At 68.5% G+C, this 20284-nt stretch carries 24 protein-coding genes and 2 pseudogenes; 12 read left to right on the top strand and 14 right to left on the bottom strand.

Annotated elements, in window-relative coordinates; genetic code table 11:
- Positions 1-133: 133 nt before the first annotated feature.
- Positions 134-526 carry a hypothetical protein gene (locus tag A6A29_RS28425; RefSeq protein WP_241838699.1) on the bottom strand — a complete coding sequence of 131 codons (393 nt, stop codon included), beginning with the start codon at positions 524-526 and terminating at the stop codon, positions 134-136.
- Between the two features lie 383 nt (positions 527-909).
- Between A6A29_RS28425 and A6A29_RS43485 the strand changes: the two genes are divergently transcribed.
- Together A6A29_RS43485 and A6A29_RS45015 are read left to right on the top strand one after the other, a co-directional pair.
- Positions 910-1599, top strand: coding sequence for a helix-turn-helix domain-containing protein (locus A6A29_RS43485; protein ID WP_079183066.1), 690 nt, complete (start codon positions 910-912; stop codon positions 1597-1599).
- Positions 1596-2081 carry a hypothetical protein gene (locus tag A6A29_RS45015; protein ID WP_073724172.1) on the top strand — a complete coding sequence of 162 codons (486 nt, stop codon included), beginning with the start codon at positions 1596-1598 and terminating at the stop codon, positions 2079-2081. Before A6A29_RS43485 ends, A6A29_RS45015 begins: the two co-directional genes overlap by 4 nt.
- 264 nt (positions 2082-2345) lie before the next feature.
- Here the strand turns inward: A6A29_RS45015 and A6A29_RS28405 are convergent, their stop codons facing one another.
- On the bottom strand, positions 2346-3263 hold the full coding sequence (locus A6A29_RS28405) for a phosphotransferase family protein (protein ID WP_198953334.1): 918 nt from the start codon (positions 3261-3263) through the stop codon (positions 2346-2348).
- Positions 3264-3789: 526 nt separating this feature from the next.
- On the opposite strand from A6A29_RS28405, the gene A6A29_RS28400 reads away from it, so the two are divergent.
- Entirely contained in the window at positions 3790-4242 is a 453-nt protein-coding gene (locus A6A29_RS28400; RefSeq protein WP_073724168.1) for a hypothetical protein, read from the top strand.
- 71 nt (positions 4243-4313) lie between these two features.
- Here A6A29_RS28400 and A6A29_RS47075 read toward each other — a convergent pair.
- Both A6A29_RS47075 and A6A29_RS28390 read right to left on the bottom strand, forming a co-directional pair.
- Positions 4314-4658: pseudogene (locus A6A29_RS47075) on the bottom strand (hypothetical protein); the annotation flags it as partial.
- Between the two features lie 463 nt (positions 4659-5121).
- Positions 5122-5783: pseudogene (locus A6A29_RS28390) on the bottom strand (hypothetical protein).
- On the opposite strand from A6A29_RS28390, the gene A6A29_RS47070 reads away from it, so the two are divergent.
- Entirely contained in the window at positions 5749-5955 is a 207-nt protein-coding gene (locus A6A29_RS47070) for a hypothetical protein (RefSeq protein WP_241838703.1), read from the top strand. The pseudogene A6A29_RS28390 and the gene A6A29_RS47070 overlap by 35 nt on opposite strands.
- Before the next feature lie 212 nt (positions 5956-6167).
- Here the strand turns inward: A6A29_RS47070 and A6A29_RS28385 are convergent, their stop codons facing one another.
- Positions 6168-6524 carry a YetF domain-containing protein gene (locus A6A29_RS28385; protein WP_073724166.1) on the bottom strand — a complete coding sequence of 119 codons (357 nt, stop codon included), beginning with the start codon at positions 6522-6524 and terminating at the stop codon, positions 6168-6170.
- A gap of 92 nt (positions 6525-6616) precedes the next feature.
- On the opposite strand from A6A29_RS28385, the gene A6A29_RS28380 reads away from it, so the two are divergent.
- Together A6A29_RS28380 and A6A29_RS28375 are read left to right on the top strand one after the other, a co-directional pair.
- Positions 6617-6913 carry a hypothetical protein gene (locus A6A29_RS28380; protein ID WP_143197095.1) on the top strand — a complete coding sequence of 99 codons (297 nt, stop codon included), beginning with the start codon at positions 6617-6619 and terminating at the stop codon, positions 6911-6913.
- Complete coding sequence (locus tag A6A29_RS28375) at positions 6910-7704, top strand: class I SAM-dependent methyltransferase (RefSeq protein ID WP_073724162.1); 795 nt, start codon at positions 6910-6912, stop codon at positions 7702-7704. Before A6A29_RS28380 ends, A6A29_RS28375 begins: the two co-directional genes overlap by 4 nt.
- A gap of 302 nt (positions 7705-8006) precedes the next feature.
- Here the strand turns inward: A6A29_RS28375 and A6A29_RS28370 are convergent, their stop codons facing one another.
- Positions 8007-8333 (bottom strand): nuclear transport factor 2 family protein, encoded by a 327-nt coding sequence (locus A6A29_RS28370; RefSeq protein ID WP_073724160.1) that lies wholly within the window; start codon positions 8331-8333, stop codon positions 8007-8009.
- Positions 8334-8672: 339 nt separating this feature from the next.
- On the opposite strand from A6A29_RS28370, the gene A6A29_RS28365 reads away from it, so the two are divergent.
- On the top strand, positions 8673-8993 hold the full coding sequence (locus tag A6A29_RS28365) for a hypothetical protein (protein WP_143197094.1): 321 nt from the start codon (positions 8673-8675) through the stop codon (positions 8991-8993).
- A 323-nt stretch (positions 8994-9316) separates the two neighbouring features.
- Positions 9317-9739 carry an ester cyclase gene (locus A6A29_RS28360; protein WP_073724156.1) on the top strand — a complete coding sequence of 141 codons (423 nt, stop codon included), beginning with the start codon at positions 9317-9319 and terminating at the stop codon, positions 9737-9739.
- A gap of 236 nt (positions 9740-9975) precedes the next feature.
- Here the strand turns inward: A6A29_RS28360 and A6A29_RS28355 are convergent, their stop codons facing one another.
- Both A6A29_RS28355 and A6A29_RS28350 read right to left on the bottom strand, forming a co-directional pair.
- Positions 9976-10218: a hypothetical protein gene (locus A6A29_RS28355; protein ID WP_198953342.1), complete on the bottom strand. Its 243-nt coding sequence runs from the start codon at positions 10216-10218 to the stop codon at positions 9976-9978.
- 344 nt (positions 10219-10562) lie between these two features.
- Positions 10563-11894, bottom strand: a complete 1332-nt coding sequence (locus A6A29_RS28350) for an MFS transporter (RefSeq protein ID WP_143197093.1) — start codon at positions 11892-11894, stop codon at positions 10563-10565.
- A gap of 117 nt (positions 11895-12011) precedes the next feature.
- On the opposite strand from A6A29_RS28350, the gene A6A29_RS28345 reads away from it, so the two are divergent.
- Positions 12012-12518, top strand: a complete 507-nt coding sequence (locus A6A29_RS28345; RefSeq protein ID WP_073724152.1) for an ArsR/SmtB family transcription factor — start codon at positions 12012-12014, stop codon at positions 12516-12518.
- A gap of 229 nt (positions 12519-12747) precedes the next feature.
- Here the strand turns inward: A6A29_RS28345 and A6A29_RS28340 are convergent, their stop codons facing one another.
- Positions 12748-14154, bottom strand: coding sequence for a S41 family peptidase (locus tag A6A29_RS28340; protein WP_073724150.1), 1407 nt, complete (start codon positions 14152-14154; stop codon positions 12748-12750).
- A gap of 528 nt (positions 14155-14682) precedes the next feature.
- Here A6A29_RS28340 and A6A29_RS28335 point away from each other — a divergent pair.
- The 3 genes from A6A29_RS28335 (at position 14683) to A6A29_RS28325 (ending at position 16844) form a co-directional block, all read left to right on the top strand.
- A complete protein-coding gene (locus A6A29_RS28335) occupies positions 14683-14937 on the top strand; it encodes a hypothetical protein (protein WP_073724148.1) in 255 nt (84 codons plus the stop codon).
- Positions 14938-15393: 456 nt separating this feature from the next.
- The gene (locus tag A6A29_RS28330) at positions 15394-16080 is read left to right on the top strand and encodes a DUF4232 domain-containing protein (protein ID WP_073724146.1); all 687 of its coding nucleotides are present in this window, start codon (positions 15394-15396) and stop codon (positions 16078-16080) included.
- Positions 16081-16457: 377 nt separating this feature from the next.
- Complete coding sequence (locus A6A29_RS28325; protein ID WP_073724144.1) at positions 16458-16844, top strand: VOC family protein; 387 nt, start codon at positions 16458-16460, stop codon at positions 16842-16844.
- Between the two features lie 487 nt (positions 16845-17331).
- On the opposite strand, the gene A6A29_RS47665 is transcribed toward A6A29_RS28325, so the two are convergent.
- The 5 genes from A6A29_RS47665 to A6A29_RS28305 form a co-directional block, all read right to left on the bottom strand.
- Positions 17332-17463 carry a hypothetical protein gene (locus tag A6A29_RS47665; protein WP_274535844.1) on the bottom strand — a complete coding sequence of 44 codons (132 nt, stop codon included), beginning with the start codon at positions 17461-17463 and terminating at the stop codon, positions 17332-17334.
- A gap of 83 nt (positions 17464-17546) precedes the next feature.
- Positions 17547-18362, bottom strand: a complete 816-nt coding sequence (locus A6A29_RS28320; RefSeq protein ID WP_198953329.1) for an IS3 family transposase — start codon at positions 18360-18362, stop codon at positions 17547-17549.
- Positions 18310-18591 carry a transposase gene (locus A6A29_RS47065; protein WP_073724142.1) on the bottom strand — a complete coding sequence of 94 codons (282 nt, stop codon included), beginning with the start codon at positions 18589-18591 and terminating at the stop codon, positions 18310-18312. The genes A6A29_RS28320 and A6A29_RS47065 overlap by 53 nt, the downstream gene beginning before the upstream one ends.
- A 39-nt stretch (positions 18592-18630) precedes the next feature.
- Positions 18631-18999: a hypothetical protein gene (locus A6A29_RS28310; RefSeq protein WP_241838697.1), complete on the bottom strand. Its 369-nt coding sequence runs from the start codon at positions 18997-18999 to the stop codon at positions 18631-18633.
- Between the two features lie 130 nt (positions 19000-19129).
- The gene (locus A6A29_RS28305; protein ID WP_073724140.1) at positions 19130-20002 is read right to left on the bottom strand and encodes a hypothetical protein; all 873 of its coding nucleotides are present in this window, start codon (positions 20000-20002) and stop codon (positions 19130-19132) included.
- Positions 20003-20284 lie beyond the last annotated feature (282 nt).

Raw genomic sequence — 20284 nt, 5'->3', positions numbered from 1 at the left:
GGACCCGCTGGACCGAGCGCGTCCGCAGCGGCGTGGTCACCCTCCACCTCAAGCAGAGCTCCCACCTCCGTGACCACGTCGTCTTGCTCGTCATGCGCGTCGCCCGACACCTGGTGCTTCTCTTCCGTGTGTCCTACCAGTACGTGGCCGGACCCGCGAGGACCCAGCCGGCGTCGGTGGACTTGACCCGAAAACCCAGTGCCACCTCGATTATCTGCGCACGGTAGGTGATCTCGACGTACGGATGGCTGCCGGCGGGGTCCCAGTGGAAGTCCGCGAGGTCGAGTTCGCCGAGCCAGGACAGGTCCTGCTCCCACGCATCGGCAGCAGGGCTGCCGCTCGCCTCGTCCTCGTCGGTGCTCGCTTCGACGGAGCCGCTCCATAGCGACTTGAGCACATGCCGGACCGGGTAGTGCTCGATGAGCTGTTCGGCCTCAGGGATCCTCCCTGCCCGGAGCAGACTGAAGTAGTGGCGAACGACCGCTTCGATGTCGGTCTTGGCAGGGTGCTCCATCCAGATCTTCACCGCGAGATCATAGGATTTTTCTTTATGATCCGACCTCGGATATCCGGGGAACTGCACATGGGTGGACCCACCGTTCCTCGATTGCCCGCGCAACGGTCCTCGAACGGATGATCGGAGGCGCTCCGGCCATCGGGAATCTGCCGGAAAAATGTCAGTGGCAATCCTGGATCGGCTGACGGTTCGGCTCCATGGAAGAGCTGGTGCTCCGGCTGGAGGAGCTGCCGTTCTGCCGCAGGGCAGCCACGGGTGCTGCCCTGCGTACGGGCTCCCGGCTAAACTGAATTGGCGGTGATGGTCAGCTTTCGGGGGCGGGAGACAATGGCAGAGGTCATCGTGGGACGGGTCGTGCGACCGGTACGGAACCGGCCGACTCGGAAGAGTGAATGAGGTCTCGCGCCGCGTCCAGGCATGGCGTGGAAGGTACGCACCGTGACCTCGCGAGACAGCGCAATATCGGCCTGCTGAAATCCGTCGCGGCGCACGAGCACGGAGCCCCCGCCAAAGAGCTGGCCCGCGAGATGGGTCTGCCGCTCCCCACCGCCTATCACCTGCTGCGCACCCTGGTGCACGAGGGATATCTGCGCCGTGAAAACGGGCTGTTCTTCCTTGACGAGGCGTTCCTCCTTGTGGCACGTACCCACGGCGAACTCGGCCATGAATCCCGCGATCGGTTCCTCGCGCACCTCGCCACCTGCGCCCATTGCACAGCCGATGCTGATGCTCAACAGCACCTGAAGCTGCTCTCCGAAACAGCGGGGCCGACCCCTCCGGCGGCGACCCCTCCTGCGGAGTCATTGCCGGTCCGGCTTCAAGAACCAACGGGTCCGTCCAGCGGAGCGGACGACCACCATGCCGAAGGCCCACATCAGCAGGTGGGGCATGCGCATGGCGAAACCGACCGTTCTGATCCCCTCCCCGCTGAACTTGCGGCCCAGGCGATATCGGCATTCGGCAAGGGCGCGGGCACGGTTTTCGAGGGCCTTGACCAGTTGTTTCGGGCTCTCGGTCCGCCGATGGATGACCACCAGGAGCTGGACCGGACACAGCAGAGCGGCGAAGGCGGGCGACGGTGAGGGAGCAACGGGAGACTGCTGCATCGCTGGGTGGATTGGAAGTCGCGCGCGCCTGGGCCGACGTACCAGTAGATCACCTCGAAGTGGCGCTCAAGGCCCTTGAGCCGCAGTTGATACGTGACCACGAGTACCGCATGGCACAGCAACAGATCGACCATGAACTTGAACTGAAAGCAATAGAATTGGGAGAAAATCGAGCAAAACAAGCACACGCTCTGTATCTTGCCGGTCTTGCCGCGGGCTTCATCATCACTGTGGGCATGCTTGCCGGAGCGGTGATTGTTGGCAGCAACGATCAGCCGTGGATCGCTGCGATGCTGTCCGGTCCGAGCGTCCTTGCACTTGCCACCGTCTTCGTGCTTCGGCGCAACGACGCTGCGCAAACTCTTGCGGTGGCGCGCAGCCAACGTTTGACCGTTGACGCGATAACACAGACACCACCCACCACTCCTGGTGCCACCCCGGAGGCCGGCATCGTCTGACCTTCGTCAGTTATTTCGCACATTCACTCACGGAACCTGTGTCAGATCATGCGAAAGGGAGGAGTAACGCCTCCCTTCTCACCGAGATCGACATCGACACCCGGCGCGGCAGGTGACTCCCGCAGTCGTGAGCAGCTGCTGTCGTGCGTCGGTTCCGGAACAGATCTTGGAGGCGGTCACAGTCGGCGATGCCGCTGTTGGAATCGAGGCAGGGCACAGGCAATGATGGTCGGCCGCCGGGACGGCGCCCCGGACCGCCTTGGCTCAGCCCAGGGTGTCCATCAGGGCGGTGACGTAGGCATCCAGCCGCTCCTCCACGGCTCGCGTCGTCAGCTCGGTCCTCCCTGCCTCCCGCCATGGCTGCGCCACCAATTGCACTTCTTCCGAGCACGCCAGCCCGTCCCGCACCTGCCAGTACAGCCGCTCGCTCGCGGCCGCTGCCAGAATCCCGCCGGCAGCCTCGTACGCCTCGGCGAACCGCAGACCCCACGCCGGGCCGTGCAGCAGCGCGAGATTGGTGGAGCAGTGCGCCACATCGAGGTCCGCCGGGCCCCAGGAGGTCACTGCCCAGTCGACGACACCGGTGATCCGGGGACCTGCCGGGCCCGGGGGCGGCACGTCGAACAGCACGTTGCCGGGGTGGAAGTCCCGGTGCAGGAATCGCCCTTCATAGGGCGGCGCGGGCCTGCGGATCACGTCGGTCGCCGCGGCCCATGCCGCCGCGTCGGCGCCCTTTGGAGTCACGATGGAGTCGGCTGTCGACCACGCCACATACCCCCGGGGCTGCTCAGCGGGTCGCACTGCGTGGATCGCCACGAGTTGACGGGCCAGCAGAGGGACGCGTGCCTCCAATCCCTCGTCGTCGAGGACCGTTCGGCCCGCCAGATGTGTCATCAGGAGCGACGGATATGCGCAATGCGCGGCGGTCGGATCCACCGCGACCAGTCCGGGAGCCGGTATGTCGGTCCCCGTGAGCAGGGTCAGGGCGCCGGCCTCCCTGGTCAGCCAGTCCTCGGCGTGCTCCACGTCGACGAAGGTCCGCAGCACCAGGTCACGGGTGCCTCCGTCCCGCGTGCCGATGGTCAGCCTCCGCATTTCGGCGGTGATGCCGCCGTGCAGCGCCTCGGTTCTGACGACCCGTTCACCGACCTCCAGGTGCCGGCTGACCCAAGCCAATGTCAACGGTCGGACAGCCGCGCCCTCATGGCGATCCGTCACCGTGCCACCTCATCATCCGGACGGCGGCTCACTCAAAAGCTTTCCCTTGGAAGCGATGGCAGCCCTGCTCCATTCCATTCCGCGTACCGGCTCAACGGCACGCTCGTAGCTGCCGCGAACACCGTTCGGGAACCCGCATCGAGCCGTGACCGCAGCCGGGAAGGACCTCGTCGCCGGGCACCGGCAATGAGCGCCGGTGCTCCGTCCGCCGCACCGCTCCACCCCGCTCCACCCCGCCCCCCGGTGCACTGCGGCTCGGGGGCCTCGGTACGGGGACGGCGTCGGAGGACCGCCTTGAAGCAGGGGATGGGGCCGGGCCGGGGCGTATGCTGAGCATGGCAGATTGCGCCTGCCCGCTCCGAGTCATGGTGGCCCACGTCCACCGTGACGGCGAAGACAAGGTTCCCCGAATCGCGCAGCAGCGTTCCGCCAGGTCATCCAGTATCCGCGGCGGGGCGGGCGTGGGTCGTCCCGCGAGATGGAGCTCACGATGACCACGAACCGTCGCCGCAAGGCTGAGATTCACGCCCACCGGGAAGCCACCGGGACGGCGTATCTGGTGGCCCGCCGACAGATCGCTGCCTTGGCCGAGGTGATGCAGCAGCATCCGCAGCTCAACTCCTTCGGCGTCGGCGTCTTCAATCCCCGGCGCAAGACGGCCGAGCAGCGCCGCACCGACCTCGCCGCCGGCCGCGAGAAGTTGGCCGGAGCCGTAGCCGTGGTGGCGGAGACGGCCGCATGGCTGCGCGAGAACATCACGCCGATCGAAACTCCTACCGTCAGCAGCTACACCGTGAAGCACGTGATGGAGCGGGCAACCGGCAACTACGTCACCAACGGTGAGCTCATCGCCGCCGCTCTCATCGCCGGCTACACCTTCACGTACGAGCAGCCGAATGTGCTGTTCGGCATGAGCGCCCGGGACCTGAAGCGGATGAACTGAGCACCCCGGCCGTGATCCCTCCGGCCGCCTGAACGGGCCTCAAACAGGCTTCGCCCTCCGCGTCGGCTTCGCCCGGCCCGGCCGTCCACACCCCGGCAGTAGCCCTCGCACTTCTCGGGGATCAGGGCCATGGACCGGGAGTCGCCGGGGGCGATGACGATCCTGTTCCGCGCGCCGAAGGAGACGGAGTACACCGGCGCGTACACGCCCTGCCGGGCAGCCGTGTCCTCTCCGACCTCCTCCCACAATCGCCAGGGCGGTCCGGTGGGCCGGGGGTCAACGGCGTACGTCGCGGGCTCCATCAGCGGAGGATGGAGCTGCTCCCACCCCCCGTGGTGGGTGTGGACGGGAAGGGCGACCCGGGACACCGGCGCCGTCAGCTCCGCGCCGCACCCGGCACACACGAACACGTCCAAACAAGCTCTCCCTCGGCCCGGTTCCCGGGGATTGTGCCTGGCCCCGCGGCTGAGGATCCACCAGATTTCGGAACGGCTCCCGGGTGCTGCTTTCGGATCACCCCGTCGCCATCGTCATCCGGTCGGCTTGGCCGGGATGCTGAAGAGGCGATTCTCGCGGACATGGCACGACCATCACGGGTCCGGTGCGACAAGTCCGATGGGACCGGACACCTGTGACTGAGTGCGCTGCTTGACCGGCCTGGCCAAGCAGCGCACTCGGGGTTCCGCGCCGCACACATCGCTCGCAGAGTGTGGGCTTTCAGAGCGGCGTCGGGTCAGCCGGCTCCGGGGGACGAACCTTGCTTGAGCGCAAGGAGTTCCGACTCCTGCGGGGGCACATGCCGACGAGGTACTGACGTCCCCGGTCCGGCCGGTCCGGATGATGACGCTTCTGCGAGGGGAGGCGGTCCGCGCACGTCGCCTATCGCACGGCGACGTGATCCCCGGTCGACGACTTTGCCCCGGAGGTGGAGTTCCCGTAGTACGTCCACCGCCACGTCCCCGGCCCGGTGGCCTTCACCGTGGTCCTGAGCGCCCCTGTACCACTCGACGTCGCCTTCTTGACCGTCTTGTACGAGGAGGCGCCCGCCGCCTTGAACTGCAGGCTCACCGTGCGGCCCGCGTACCCCTGGTACGTGTGGGTGTCCCAGTTCGCCCGTGTGACCCGCCCGGTCACGGTGATCGTCTTCCCTTTAGTGACCGGCTCCGGCGAGGCGTTGACAGTGACGCGCGTGGCCCGCTTGACCTGCAACGGGAGGTTCTCGTCATCAATGTCGAAGGCGTCTCCGGCGAGATGGACCTGAGCAGCGGTCTTCCAGGTCCCGGCGTCCTCGTTCCCGAAGTCAGTGTGCCGCGGGTCGATGTACAGCCACTCCTCGAAGTCGCAGATTCCTTTCGCCTTGTCCACGACCTTGCAGTCGCTGCCATGATGGCGATGTGGATCGTGTCGCTCCTGTCGAGCTTCCCCCGGTAGGGGAACACCATCGGCCCGTCGTCGTATCGGAGCTTGGTCGTCATCCGGAAGACCGCATGCACCTCGACCTCCTCCTTGACCCCGATCACGATCGGCTTCCCGTCGTTCACCGCGACCCGGGTGAAGGAGACCCCGCCCTCCGCCGCCCCGCCCTCCGCCGCCCCGGCCGGCACCGCCACCCCTGTGAACACGACGGCCGCTCCACCAGCCATCACCGCTCTCCATATGGTCTTCCCCATCTTCGAACCCGCCCTTTCCCTGCAGCCTGGACCGAGCGCGTAGGCGCACCGGCCGGAGGTTCAACCTCGCGGCTGACTGTGGGACAGGGGAGGGCTGCACGCGGTTGTACATGGTGCGGCAACGATTTGATCACCACGGCATCGCCCTGGTCCGGTGCCCGGAGCCCTCTGAATTCACGGTACTGCCTCGATCGGCCGACAGCGTGGACCCCGGCAGCCCCGGCAGCCCCGGCAGTCCTGGCAGCCCAGGCAGTGTCAGGGACGTGCGGTCATTTCTCGGCGCAACATGTCGAGTTCGGTGCGCAGGGCTGTGAGTTCGGCGCTCAAGGCCACCACGTCGTTCTTGTCGGCGGCCTGGTCGCTCTTGCGCAGGGTGACCAGGAGCGTTCCGCTGGGCTGCAACGTCACCTCGCTCGCCTCGGCACCCCCGTCACCGTCCTGACTGCGGACCGTCACTTCCAGGTCCGAGCGGCGCAACCTGTTGCGGCTGATCGCCTTCGGGAGCCATGTCCCGTCGCGTACCAGGGTGACCGGTACGGTCTGCTCGGTCAGCCCGCGCACGCCGCTGTCGATATCCGATATCCCGAGCGCCATGTGGTCCAGGTGGATCACAGCTGCGGGACCTCCGGCTCAGGCGAACACGTCGGACGAGCGTGGCAACGGCCCTTTCACCGCCGACCATCTCGGCAGGACACAACGGGACCGTGGCCGCCGAGGTCTGTGAGGAGCGTGGCCGGCGACCGAACCGCGCATCGTCAACGCCGGGCGCCGCCCCGGTCATGGAAATCGCCGGAGTGTCGGCGGATACGGACCGGCTTCGGCCTGAGCCGCACGCCGTCGGAGTCGACATGGACGAGGTGAACCGCCCCGGGTTTCGCGGAAGTCCGGTGATCCTGTTTCAGGCGGACTCTGCAAAAATCGGGGCCGATGGAGCCGAACGCGGCATAGAGTTCGGTGCGTTGGGTGGGAGTACTCCGCTCGCCGTCGAGGAGGTTGCGTGAGCAGCACGGTCCCTGCTCCACAGGGTGATCACAGACCGACGGTCACCGCGTTCGACTCACAGAGTTCAGAGTACGAAAAAGCGTTCAGGCTGTTCCTCGCCCATACCGAGGGCAAGGACTCCGGCAGCGCCCATCTGGCGTCCACGGTCGCCGCCCTGCCACGCCGTGGCATGTTCATCGACGCGGGCGCCGGGGCGGGTCGCGCCACCGCCGCGCTGGCGGGCTCCTTCGAGCGCGTCACCGCCATCGAACCGAGCCCCCACCTCAGGCACCGGCTGGTCCGCGCCTGCCCGCAAGCACGCATCCTGGCCGACTCCATCGCGACCGCGGTTCCGGAGGAGACGGCCGACCTGGTGCTGTGCGAGCACGTCCTCTACCACGTGGACACCGGCCAGTGGCTGCCCACCTTGGAGCGCCTGGCTTCCTGGACGGCCCCGGGCGGCCGTGCCGTCGTCGTGCTGCAGAATCCGGATGGCGATTGCATGCGCATGCTCCGGCACTTCACCGGACACCGCTACGACTTGCGCAGCCTCATCGCACCGTTCACCGCCACCGACATCCACCGCGAGTGGCGCCTCACCCTCACCACGGTCGCCGCGACCGTCGAGACCCCTGACCTGGACACCGCGCTCACCATTGCCCAGTTCCTCCTGAACGACGCGCCCATGCCCACACCGCCGCCACGCCTCGACGACCTGGCCGGCTATCTCCAGGACCACCACCGGACCCTCGACGGCGGATACCGCCTCACCTGCCCCCAGGACTACCTGCACATGGAACGCGCCACATGACGAGCACCGCGTTCCCTTCCACCGGGCCGCCCCCCTCATGACGAACCGCCCGGTCCCTTCACCCGTGTGCCTGCTCTCCGCTGTTCGGTCGGGGTGGCTGCGTACGTCTTGGGGTGCCGCTGTACGTCCACGGGTTGACGTACAGCGATGATGGCCAGGGGGAGTGAGGTCGGCCGGCCCGGCGGGCGGACGACGTGCCGGTGACCGGGCGGGTGGCGGGCCTCCGGGGCGTGACTGCGGGGCCCGGTCCGGGTGGGTTGGTCCGGGTGGGTTCAACGGCGCCCGATCAGGGGGGCCGGCGGTCAGCGGAGGAAGTCGACGTGGTCGATCAGGCCGTCGCGGACCCGGTAGGCGACCAGCACGCGGAGGGGGTCGTCCGTGATGCCGTGGGCGATCTCGTGGTCCACCACCCAGTCGCCCTCGGTGAGTCGGCCGACGATCTCGGCCCGGCAGCGGCCCTTGGCGAACATGTCGGCGTACGCCTGCCGCACGGCGTCGCGCCCGAGCAGGCGGTCGCCGCTCCTGCGGTTGATGCAGACGTCGGAGGCGTACGTCGCCGCGAAGGCTTCGAGGTCATGGCTGTTGTAGGCGGCGAGCTGGCGTTCGACGACGGTCTCTGGGGTGGTCATCAGTTGATCATGCAGAGTGCTTCCCTCTCTCGTCCAGACAAGACCGGGACTACCTGCCGCTCGGGACATTTCCCACCGGCCCGAGCGCGCCGGACCCCTCCGGGCCGGTGCAGTACGCCCTCCCGTCTTCGTCGAACGTTCCGCCGCCTCTGCCGTACGACGTCACAGCCCCTTCGTGGGCTTGAGCCCCACGATGCCGTCGTGCCCGGGGTGCCTCCAGGACCCAGTACTTCACCTGTTGGTGTCGTTGGTGTCGCTCGGGGCCCTTGGGGTCGCCGGGGGTGAGGATGGTGTCCACAGGGCCGCGCGGCGGCTTTCGACGCGCTGGGAGCACGTGTGGTGGATGACCAGAGGCAGTACGAGCAGACGTACAGGGAGCTGCTGGCGGTCGTGGCGCGTCTGGATGCCCTGCGGCGGGGCGAGGGGCGCGACCTGGACCCGATGGCGACTGCGGCGATGCATGCCGCCAGCCACGCTGCCTGGACCCTGTGGCGCGCCATGGGGCGGGAGGTGACTGCTCCGCTGTTCGGTGACAGGGGCGATGAGTTTCTGGATTTGGCCAGGGTGTGGGCCAGTAGGAACCCCACGGACCAGGCGATGGTTCCGGCTCCGGCTCCGTCTCCGGAGTCCCTGGCCTCGTCTCCGGAGTGTCCGGTGTAGCGCTCGACGGTGCGGTGCGGCATCGCCTGACGGCCCCTGGTTTTCCGGGGGTTGCGCGCCTTGCCCCGCGGCCGTGTTCGGATGCCGGTCCGGGGCGGCCACCGCGTGCCCCGCGTGCCCCGCTGTACCCCGCGCACCCACGCGGGGCGTGGAGGACGAGGACCTGGAGCACGACGTCGACGGAGCTGGGTGGCTGCGGGGGCCGGTGCTGCTGGCACGGCGTCCGGGATGTTCCTCCGGAACGGGTCAAACGGGGAGGGCATGACCCGCCGCGCAGGCGTGACGGTCCCCGCCACGGACGGCGGGCCCGGTAGGAACACGGCATGGGACAACGTAACAAAACTGTGGCCGGCCGCTTCCTGGAAGAGACCGAGGACCGGAACCGTGTGCCCGCCTACGCACATCTGTGCACTCCGGACTACCTTGAGCACGATCCGGCTGTGCCGCAGGAGACGGTTGGGCTGGACGAGGCCGCACGGGTGTACGGGGAGCTGGTCGTGGCCTTCGGGCTCAGACACACCGCGGAGAGTATGGTGGCCGAAGGGGACCTGGTGTGCGCACGGTTCACCGTACGGGGCCGCCACACCGGCGACTACCAGGGCTTCCCTCCGAGCGGCAGGACCTTTGAGGTATCCGGCCAGGCCACCTTGAGATTCCAGGACGGAAAGATCGCCGAGTCCTGGTTCAACTGGGATCTGCAGGGTGCTCTGGAACAACTCGGCGCTCCCCCTGGCTCTGCTCTGTGACACCCGCACGCGAGGCGACGACGATCACGAGCACGATGTCGTCCGGGCCGGGGGCGCCGGCCGAATTGGGGACTGCCAGGCAGGGCCAAGGAAAGTGACGGCCCGTACGACGAATTCCCTTGACCATGTTGCGGTCAAGGGAATTCGCCGTGTCTTGCGGTACGTGCCGTACGGGTCAAGTGGGTGCGCGGCGAGGCGGGTGCCTTACGTGGCAGTGCCGGGCCGACGTTTCACTCCTAGCCGAAGATGGCCTGGAACGTTCCCTTGTTCCACGCGCGTCCGGTCTCGCTGTTCGAGAAGTAGACCGGGCCGACGCGGTCGATGACGCCGGCGAAGGTCGTGTCGCTGGTCTGCTCGGCGCCCTGAGAACCGGTGGCGTTCACGAGCCCGCCGCCGTCGTTGGCCAGAGCGGCGCCGGCGCCGCCGAGCAGAATGCCGGCGACGAGGACGGACGTGGTCAGAGCTGAGCGCATACGCATGACTACTCCCATGGGTCTTTGGAAGGGCGCGACGCGAAGCGGTCGCGTCCGGCCGTTCAACGCCGTGGAGGGTTCACGGGGAACGGTGTGTCACTCCAAAGGGCTTGCGCAGGCGCCCGGGTGGCTCTTCCCGGCGGGTCCGGTGCTGACGGGGTGGCGGGTGGGCACCGGGTGATGGGTGGGCGCCGGGTGATTCCCGCCCGGTGCCCAGTCGGTTCCGGCCCGCCCGGTGACCGGGCGGTTCCCGTACGGGTACGTGTGACCGCGTGCTCCGTACGCCTGAGGCGGGCCCCGGACCGGACGTCCGACTGGGGCTTGCCCCGTACCAGTGCTGCGGGGTTGACTCAATATCTGGCTGCTGCTGAATCCTTGGGCCGGCGCCGGGAGTTGGTTCTACGCCGTTCGGTACCTCGTGCTGCCCAGCGGGCGGCGGCTGGAAGGGCGAGCGCCGCGCCAGCGAAGAGGGCTGCGAGGGCCACCCATCCAGCTGGGCCGTGAGGAAGGACGAATGCGATCAGCAGCGCCGGTCCGAGTGCCTGACTGACAGAGATTCCGGTCTGGTAGATGCCCTGGTAGGTGCCGTGGGCGTGGTCGGGGGCCAGGTCGTAGGAGAGGGTCCAGCTACCGGCTTGCGAGGCGACCTCGCCCAGGGTGAGCAGGACTACGGCGGCCAGGAGGACCGCGGTGGCGGTGATCGCCGAGCGGTGGGCGGCACAGGCGGCGGCAAGGCACGCGGCCGCGACGAGGGGGCCACCGCGGCGAAAGGCGCGCGCCGCCTGGGCCGGGCCGGTGATGCCGCGGGCGGCACGGACCTGCAGGGCGACGACCAGGGCGGTGTTGGTGACCAGGAGCCAGCCGACCAAGATGTGGGGCGCGTTCGTGTAGGTGAGGAGCCACAGGGGCAGAGTCACTTCGAGGACGACGTAGAGGGAGTTGACGACCGCGTTGAGCGCGGTGACAGCGAGGTAGGGCAGATCCCGAAGCAGGTGGGACCCGCGTCGCCGGGACAGGGCGGCGGCCCGTGCCGCCCCGGCCTGCGCGGCCGGGGGCCGGGCTGCGGTGGAGATCCGGCGAAGCGGGATCAGCGCGAGGAGGAACGCGGCGGCGCTCACGCAGATGGCCCCTCGGTAGGCCGCATTGCTGTCGAAGGTAAGGACGACCGATCCGAGGGCGGCGCCCGCCCCGATGCCCACGTTGTTGACCGCCCGCAGCAGGGCCGGGGCGCGGGTGCGCAGGCCGGGGTGGAGGGCGTCGGCGTACAGGGTTCCGCGCGCGGTGGCGTTGGCACGGCTGCCGGCCGTGGCCAGGCACGCCAGCGCGAGGAAGACCGGGAAGGAGCCGGCGACGGCGTACAGGGCGATCGCGGCTCCTTGCAGGAGGTGCAGAACGGTCAGGACGGTCTTGGCGTTCCAGCGGTCGCACGCGCGGCCGGCGGGGAGGGAGGCGAGGATCCCGCACAATCCCGCGACGGTCAGTGCCAGCCCGACCCGTGAGGCGGAATAGCCCAGGGCTTGGGTGAACCACAAGGTGCTGATCGTCAGGAAGAGACCGTTGCCGACGGCGTTGACCGACAGCGGCGCCGCGAGCCCTCGCACGGTCGGATCGCCGATCAGCCGCGCGGTCGAGGCGACAGCGGGCGGGGCGATGGTGGGCGGGGCGGTGGTGGGCGTATTCATGTGCTTCAGCACAGCTTCGTGCCGGCACGAGCGGAATGGATTTACCCTAGTGCTTCGGAGGGCGGCGCGAATGCCCTGTTCACCGGGATCACCGGTCGGCTGACCTGGACCGAGGACATGCTCATCATCGAACGCAGCGGTCCCTGGCCCCCGCCTCCGGCCGAGATCCCCCTCGACGGACGACGCCTGCTGCTGACCCCCAGCTGCTTCGCGGACGGCGTCTCCACCATGCTCAGCTCCCGGGCGCTGCCTCACATCGTCTATGGCGCGCGGGGCCTGGCCACCCTCGCCGAACGCCCCTCACTGCCGGCTTCCCGAGCTCTGGAACGGCTTCTGGGCGCGTCACGCGCGCGTCTGCTGACCATGCTTGCCGAGCCTGCCTCCACCACGGAACTCGCCCACCGTCTCGATGTCACCCCCGCTGCCGTCAGCCAGCATCTGTCCGTCCTGCGCGAGGCTCACCTTCTGGGGCGGACCCGCCACGGGCGCCACGTCCGCTACCGCCACAGCCCGCTCGGCGCGGCCTTGTGCGAACCGCACCTCGGCCACGGCACCGACAACGGAGCCGGACCTCCCGGACAAGAAGCTGCGCCGGGCGGTGACGGTCCGGAAGGATCGCGTTGAGGGCCGGCGCCCATCGGTCCTCCGGGGTTGCGTGCTGATGAAACCGAACACCCACACCGTCCTCCCCGACCGGCACGGCTACTTCGGAGCCCTGTCCCCGCCGCCCCGTCATGGACCGGCACCACCACCCCATCGACTTCGTCGACGTCGGCCACACTCTCGTCGTGAAGACAGTCATACCCGGGGTCTCGGATCTCCTGGGTATGACTGTCGGCTTCTCAGCGTCCGGTCAGCGCCGGGTGGTGAGCAGTGCTCTGGCGCGGTCGAACGCCGAGTCGCGGTCCGCCGCGAACTCCTTTTCCGTGAACACCGGTGTGCGCAGGTGCGGGGGGATTCCCGGGCCCTCGAAACTGTGCCCGCGGGAGTTGGTGTATTTCTCGTTGGAGAGGGTGAACGTCCAGTTGTTGGGCAGGGAGCGCGCGAGGGTGTCGGAGAAGACTCCCTGGGTGTTCTCGCCGATCCGGACGGTGGGCGAAGGGCGTCCGGCCAGCGCCTGGGTGAAGGTCTCGCCGGCGCTGACGGTCGAACCGCTGGTCAGCAGCGCGATCGGGCCGGTGTAGCGGGGCGAGTCGTCGGCCGGGACCACGCGCATGGTCTGGCGCGGGGTGAGCCGGGTGTCGTCCTGCGGGTCGTTGCGGGTCTGCTTGGCGAAGGCGGTGTACGGGTGGTTGGTGAGCCGGTTCGCGATCTGCAGCCCCAGCCCGTCCATCCCGCCCATGTTGACCCGTACGTCGATGATCAGCCCGCGCCAGGCGTCGGGGCCCGAGGTCCGGGCCCGGGTGATGATCCGGTCCAGGACCCGGGCGAGCTCCGGGGAGTCGATCGCGTGCCCGTACTCGCCGGCCGTGTAGGCGATGAAGCGGCTCACCCGCAGATAGCCGATGCCTCCCGGCAGTTCCGCGTAGCCGATCGCGCCATTGGCGTACGGTTCCAGCGGCTTTCCGCCCAGGTCGCGCCGTTCGATGAACTTCCGGACGCGAGCGTCGTACTCCCGGGAGGGCGCGGTCGTGCCGGGCCGGATCGTCTCTGCGTAGCGGCTGAGTTCGGGGGTGGCCGCCTCAAGTGAGACGTGCGAGTCCTGGAGCGGTGCGACCATCGCGGCCAGGATGTCGAAGAGTTCTCCGGGAGGCGTCGCGGCACTGACCTTCGGCCGGTACTTCGCGCGGGCCGCGTCCCAGTCGACCCCCCGGCCGGCGAAGAAGGCGTAATTCTCCTTGAACGTCTGCCAGAACACGTCGAACGTCGCGACCGGGCCGGTCGGCTGGTCCTGACCGCAGAGGGCCGGCAGGGCACTGATCCGGCGCATCCGCTGGGTGCCCACGGCCCCGTCGTAGCTGTAGACGGCTCGGGAGGCGGTCCGCGGACGTACGGTCAGGACGGCGCCGTCCTGGGCGAACCGGACGGTACCGTCGGGGCCGGTCGCACCGTCCTGACGTACGGTCACAGCAGGCCGGCAGCTGATGGCCGTGGTGTCCCAGGTGCGCATCACCCCGTCGCTGATGGTGAGGGCGGTTCCGTAGCCGTCCATCTGCCAGATCCCGTCCGCCGACAGGCTCGTCCGGGCCTCGGGCGCCCTGGGCGCGGCGGCGGCCGTGCCCAGCGTTCCGGCCAGCGCGAGGACGATTCCCGCCGCCATGAGCACACCACGCCGGGCCCGCCGCCCGGGTCCTCCGGAGCCGCCGGGCCCCCCGGATCCCGCTGATTCCCCGGTCCCGACGGAAAGCGCCGATATCGTCACTCTGTCCCTCCCCATGGATGCGGTCGGCCCTCATCGTCCCGTGGGCACGTCCGCCACCGCGTCACCCCGGAAGCACCGGACCGGTCAACCCGAAGAGGTACAAGAGGAGTGGGAAACCCTTAAGGGAGGCAGGTCCCAGGCCGACGCGGTCCGGGTCCGGCCGGTGTTCGTCGAGGGGGTCGGCCATGGGGTGGAGTCACCGTGGTCCTTGCTGATGAACATCCCGGGCTTCATCACGTGCTCCTGGTCGTGCAGGGTTCCGCCGGCCTTGGGTGTCGGCGAAGTGACCGCGGACTCCGGGACCAGCCGAAGGTGTGGTTTGTGCCCGGTTGCTCTGGATGCGGGTGTGTGAACGCCTGACTCTGGTGCGGGCAGCGCAACAGTCCCTCGAACCGCGCTGTCCAAACCGAGAAGCAAGGAGAGCACATGGCCACGTACGAGACCGAGATTCACACCGGCGGGGGAGGGTGGCAGCCGGACGAGCCGCTCACGCTCTCCCTGGCCAACCGCGGAGAGGTCGTTCCCGCGGACGGCGCTCCCGCCACCGGTACGAGCGTCACCTGGTCCAGCGACGCGGGAAACGGCAGCGTCACCTTCTTCGACGAGGGCAGCTCGTTCCAGGGGGCAGCCCAGTTCCCGGGCGAGGGGCCGGTGGGCTACCGGGGGACACGGACCGAGTGACCCGCTGATCCGACTCGGTGTGGGCCTTGCCGGGCACCCGGGGCAGGGCCTGTACGCGTCTCCACCGCCCCCTCCGGTTGCCGAACGCGCCTGTTCCCACCGCACCGTTGCCGCTGCAACGTTCAGGCCGGCCAGGTCCCACCGGAGCGAGAACGTCAAGATCCTGTGCGGAGAGCCCCCGCCCGCCACCCACGGGCGTCATCGACCTCATGCAGGTCCTTGTTCTCGGGTCCGGCAAACGTGCCACGTGCCACGTGCCACGTGCCAGGTGCCCGTGGGCGCCCGTGGGCCCGGCGGAAGCTGCGCAACGCAGCAAGCTTCGCCTCCCACGCCGACCCCTTCCCGAGGTGAGTAGGCCTGTGACAGAACGAAGACGTCGCGGAGGACTGTCTGTAACTCGGTGCGAGATACAAATACTTCCGACCGCATGCACCGCGCTGCTCCTGGGGGAACACCGTGAAGTACACCCGTATCACCGCTCTCGCCACCATCGGCCTTGCCGCCACCCTCTCGCTCACCGCCTGTAGCGGCGACGGCTCCGCGAAGAACTCGTCCGCCAAGAACTCCTCGTCCTCCTCTTCGTCGCCGGAGGGTGGCTCGAAGCCGGAGAGCGGTTCGGGGACGGCCGGTTCGGACGCCGGCAAGGCGAAGACGGGCTCCGGCCAGGACACCGAGGCCCGCGCGGGCGGGGCGGACGTCGCGAACGGTACGAACGGTGCGACGCAGACGGGCGGCAAGATCACGTTCTGCAAGACGGAGGACCTGGCCATCGACGCCACGGACGCCGCCCCGGACGAGACCTCCGGGAGGATCGACATCACCATGATCAACCGGGGTTCGACCACCTGCTCGGCAACCGGCTTCGCGGGCGTCGACATCAAGGACACCGACCACACCTCGAACCCCATCGGGCGCGGCCAGGCCCAGCCGCGTATCACCACCCTGAAGCCCGGCGCCGCCGCCGTCTTCGACCTCGCCTACGACATCGACAGCACCGGCAACAGCCTCGCGCACCCGACGAACATCCTGGTGACACCCCCGAACGAGACCCACACCGTGACCCTGAAGTGGCCCGCGGGCGCGGGAGACATCAAGGGCGCCTACACCGACGTCGAGGTCTACCCCACACACACCACCAAGTAGGCGCGGCGCCCGCGGCCAGCTTTCTGGGGTGCCCGCATGACGCACGAATCGGCCGCACTGCGCGTCCGGTGGACCGCGACAGTCGTCCCCGGCCACGAGGACAGCCCCGGAGGCGCCGGAGCGTGAACTGTACAGTTCCGGACCACCCCGGCAAGCATGAGGCCGACGCCATGTTGCTCACCTGTGCGGCCCCGGGGCCGGGCGGCACCCCTTTTGCCCGGCTCGCCGCCACGGATCCCGAGGGGTCCTCACACAGGCCCGTAACGCAGCACGCTGCTGTAGCTGTCGAGCACTGGCCGCCGTGCCGTGCCGCGGCCTCGCCGCCCGTACAGCAAATAGGACCGAACCCGTCCTAGACCCCTAATACCGTGCCCGTCATGAGCCATGAAGACACGTCAGCATTCACGTTCCGCTACTCGGCCGTCACCTTCGACTGCCCTGACCCCGCCGAACTGGCCCGCTTTTACGGAAAGGCACTCGGCCTGCCTGTGGTCTTTTCCACCGACGATTTCATTTTGCTGGGCCAGGAGGGAGCTCCAGGGCTCGGCTTCAACCGGCTTGCCGACTACCGCCGCCCCACGTGGCCGGACCCCTCCCAGGAGAAGCAGGCCCATATGGAACTAGGTGTCGACGACCTGGACGCCGCTCAGGCCCGCCTGCTCGCGCTGGGGGCCGTCAAGCCCGAATTCCAGCCGGACCCCGACCGGTGGCGGGTCCTGCTGGATCCCGCGGGCCACCCGTTCTGCGTCTCCACCCTGGTCTGACCATATCGACGAACACCGGGTGACAGGCGGTCACGTCAACTGGCCGCAGCCCAGCGGTGGCCGCCGGGCACGGTCACTTACCACGTGGTTCTCCGGGACCGGGTGACCGGTGCGGGCCGGACGCCGGGCTGCCCAGGAGTCCATTGCTCGGGGACGATTGGTGTTGGCGAACGTGCCCCATAGCTAAGTTCGGTCAGCTCCGGTGGCGAACGAACCCATACATACACCTTCACACAGAGACGGGGACCGCCCCCGGCCCCAGGCGCGGTGAGGCGAGCGAGAACCGCCTGGCCCGTGCCGGCCGCCCGCAGCATCGTACTGAAATCGGCGTGACCGCTGACATCAAAGAAGTTGAGCCAGAACCGCAGCTTGTGAACAAAGCCAGCCAGTTGCACTCGCGTCAAGTGGCGGGACTTACCGCTCCAGGCCCTGCCACGAGGGTGAATTTCGCAGGTTGCCCACGCCTCGATACCCGCCCGCCCGCGCCTCACCCGTCGAAGTGGAACCAGTGAAACCCGTGTTCGAGCAGCGGCGTCAGCGCTCCGCGGTGGAGCGCGCCGAAGCTCACGACCGCCTCGTTCTCGTCGCTGCTGACCGTTGCGAGCAGTCCGGGGGCCACAAAGAACTTCTCGGCCTCATAGGTCGGCAGGAACGGACTCAGCGGAACGGGATTGTCAATCCCCTCGACCTGTGGAGTCCTTCCTATGCAGCCAGCTTCGGGGTGAGGCCGGCCCAGTACTCGCGTTCGTAGTCGATCGGGCTCTTGTAGTCGCACACGCTGTGTAGCCGACGGGCGTTGTAGAAGTCGGTGATCCAGGTGGCGACCTTGATCCGGGCCTCGGCCCGGGTGCGGAAGGTGCGACGGTGGACGTACTCGGCCTTGAGCACGCTGTTGAACGCCTCGCTCACAGCGTTGTCGAAGCACGGTCCAACTCGGCCCATGGACTGGAAGACGCCCAACTTGCGGCAGGCACGGCCGAACTTCCGTGAGGTGTATTCCGATCCGCGGTCGCTGTGGAAGATCACGCCGCGGACATCGCCGCCGCGGGTGGCCGCGGCCATGTTCAGCGCGGCGACCACCAGGCCGGCGTCGTGGTGGGCGTCCATCGCGTAGCCGAGCAGGCGCCGCGAGAACAGATCGATGACGGTCGCCAGGTAGATCTTCCCCTCGGCGGTGACGATCTCGGTCATATCGCCGACCCGGACGAAGTCGAGTTCCTCGGCGGTGAAGTCCCGCTTCACGAAGTCCGGCGCGGCCGGGCGCTTCCCCTGCCTGGTCAGACCCCTACGGTGCTTCACCACGCGGGCGATGAGACCGAGCTCGGCCATCAGCTTCGCAACGGTGTTGACCGAGATGCGCCAGCCCTTGCGGACCAGCAGGATGAAGATCTTCGGGGACCCGTAGGTTCCACCCGACTCCTTGAAGATCTCCTTGATCTCGTCAGACAGCTGCTGTCTTCGCAGCTCACGCGGGGTGGGTTTGCGGGTATGCCACTTGTAGAACCATGACTGGCTCACCCCCCAGCGCCCGGCAGGACACCGCGTGCGGAATGCTGTACTCGGTCCTCTGGTCGCTGATCACCCCGGCCACGACGGCCGGCTTGCCCTTCTCGGCTCGCTTGGCCCGTGACACCCAGCTCGCGAGCGTCGCCTCGTTGGTCCCCAGGTCATCGGCAACCTCGGAGATCGGCTTCCCCGTCTCGGCCACGATCCGTACAGCCCCCTCACGAAACTCCGGCTTGAACACCCGACGCTTCTCTGCCCTGACTCTCAACTCCCCCTGCAGTCACGGACTCCACGCTACGAGGGGAGACTCATCGACCAGTTTGGTGAGGGCCTCGCTGAGTTCTCTTGCCTTCGCAGGTTCGAGACGCAGGTGGCGCAGTGTCAGGTGGGTCTCGGCGGGAGAGCGGTCCAGCTCCTGGGCCACTGCGGCGAGCATCGCAGTGGTGCCTGCCGCTTGGGGTTCGGCGACGACCATGTGACGGGCCGTACGCCGGTAGTACTGCTCGGTGCCGCCGCGGACCTGGCGGGTCTCGGCGACATGGACCAGTGAGTTGCTCCACGACGCGACACCCCCACCGGCGCGAGAACCAGGCTGTCCGACCCGCGCCGTCAGGGGGTGCTGTGTCTTTGCCCCGCGGTGGCGGGGCACCGCGGGGCACGCGTGCATCCTGACGGATCAGGTGGCCATGGCGAACGGGCGGAGGCTGCCGGGACGGCGGGCGGCACGCGTGCCGATTCGGCAGCACCCGGGCACGCCCGGTCGCGGGCCGTCCCGTGTCTCAGGCCTGTGGGACGTGCTCGCCCAAGCATGCCCAGGTGAGCTGGGCCACCACGCCCGTGACGGGGAAGGGGCCCGAGTTGGGCAGAGCCGCCTCGGTGGTCTGAAAGGCGGTGACCGCGACGAGCGTGGCCGCGTCGAAGGTTCCCCGGGTGAAGGTGCCCGGGACCAGGAGATTCAGGCGCGTCGGGCCGAACATCCTTTGTATGACTCCGATATCGTCCGCGCCCGCTTGGTCGACGTCCCCGAGCTGGCGATTGGGGCGATTGCCGGGGACGGGAAGGAAGAGAATGTCAGGGTCGCTGGCCGGCGGCTCCTCCGAAACGCCCGCGTTCCGGAACAGGCCGCGGTCGACCGCGTTGCGCTTCCCCAGGCCCGATCCGCCCATGTTGCACTGCAGTGCGGCGGCGAACCAGTTTCTGGCGCCGACGGCCAAATGGAACTTCCGGAACAGGGACGGGCCCAGGCCGTTCGGCCCCAGGCCCCAGGCCATGCTGAGGACGCCGAGCTGGGCGTCGGCCGGCCATGTGTCGAACCCTGCGAAGAGGGTGCGGATCACGGCCTCGTTCTGGTTCAGCCGCTTCGTCACCAGGGTGTCGATCCCCGCGTCGCTGAGATGCAGAGTCGTGGCGGTGCCGCCGGCCTTGACGACAGTCCACTCGGCGGTGATCTCGAAGTCGGAGGCCTTCGTGTTGTCACTGTCCCGGAGCAACGGTGCGCCGAGGGAAGCGAGCGCCAGGGCATCCGCCACGGGGTCGATCTTGTTGCCGATGCCGATGGTCACGTTGCCGAGGCTGTCCAGATACATGTGTCTGACCCGCCCCTCCAACCGTGTGGAGAAGGCGGAGAAGTTGTCGCGCACCGCGGTACGCATGATGGTTGGCCTCCGTTCTGCGGAGATCGGCCCCCTGGCCACCGGAGTCCTGGTTGTCGCGCCGCATGCTGCCGGAGGCCCCGTCGAGGTGAGGAGGAAGAGCGATTCCGAGAGGTGCGTCCTCCGCTCCGAGGGAGTGCGGGCGGCCATGTCGAGCCAGGGGTCGCCTATCTCCATGGTAGAAAGCCGGCGCTCGGTCCGCTCGTCGTACGTGCCGCCGCATGGCCGGGCATGGTGACCGCCCCCCCCGAGGCAGGGCGGGAGATGCCGAAGAGCTGTCTG

The organism is Streptomyces sp. TSRI0281 (assembly GCF_001905125.1).
Taxonomy (GTDB): Bacteria; Actinomycetota; Actinomycetes; order Streptomycetales; family Streptomycetaceae; genus Streptomyces.
The sequence above is the reverse complement of the archived record's forward strand: the minus strand, read 5'-3'. Positions and strand labels throughout refer to the sequence as shown.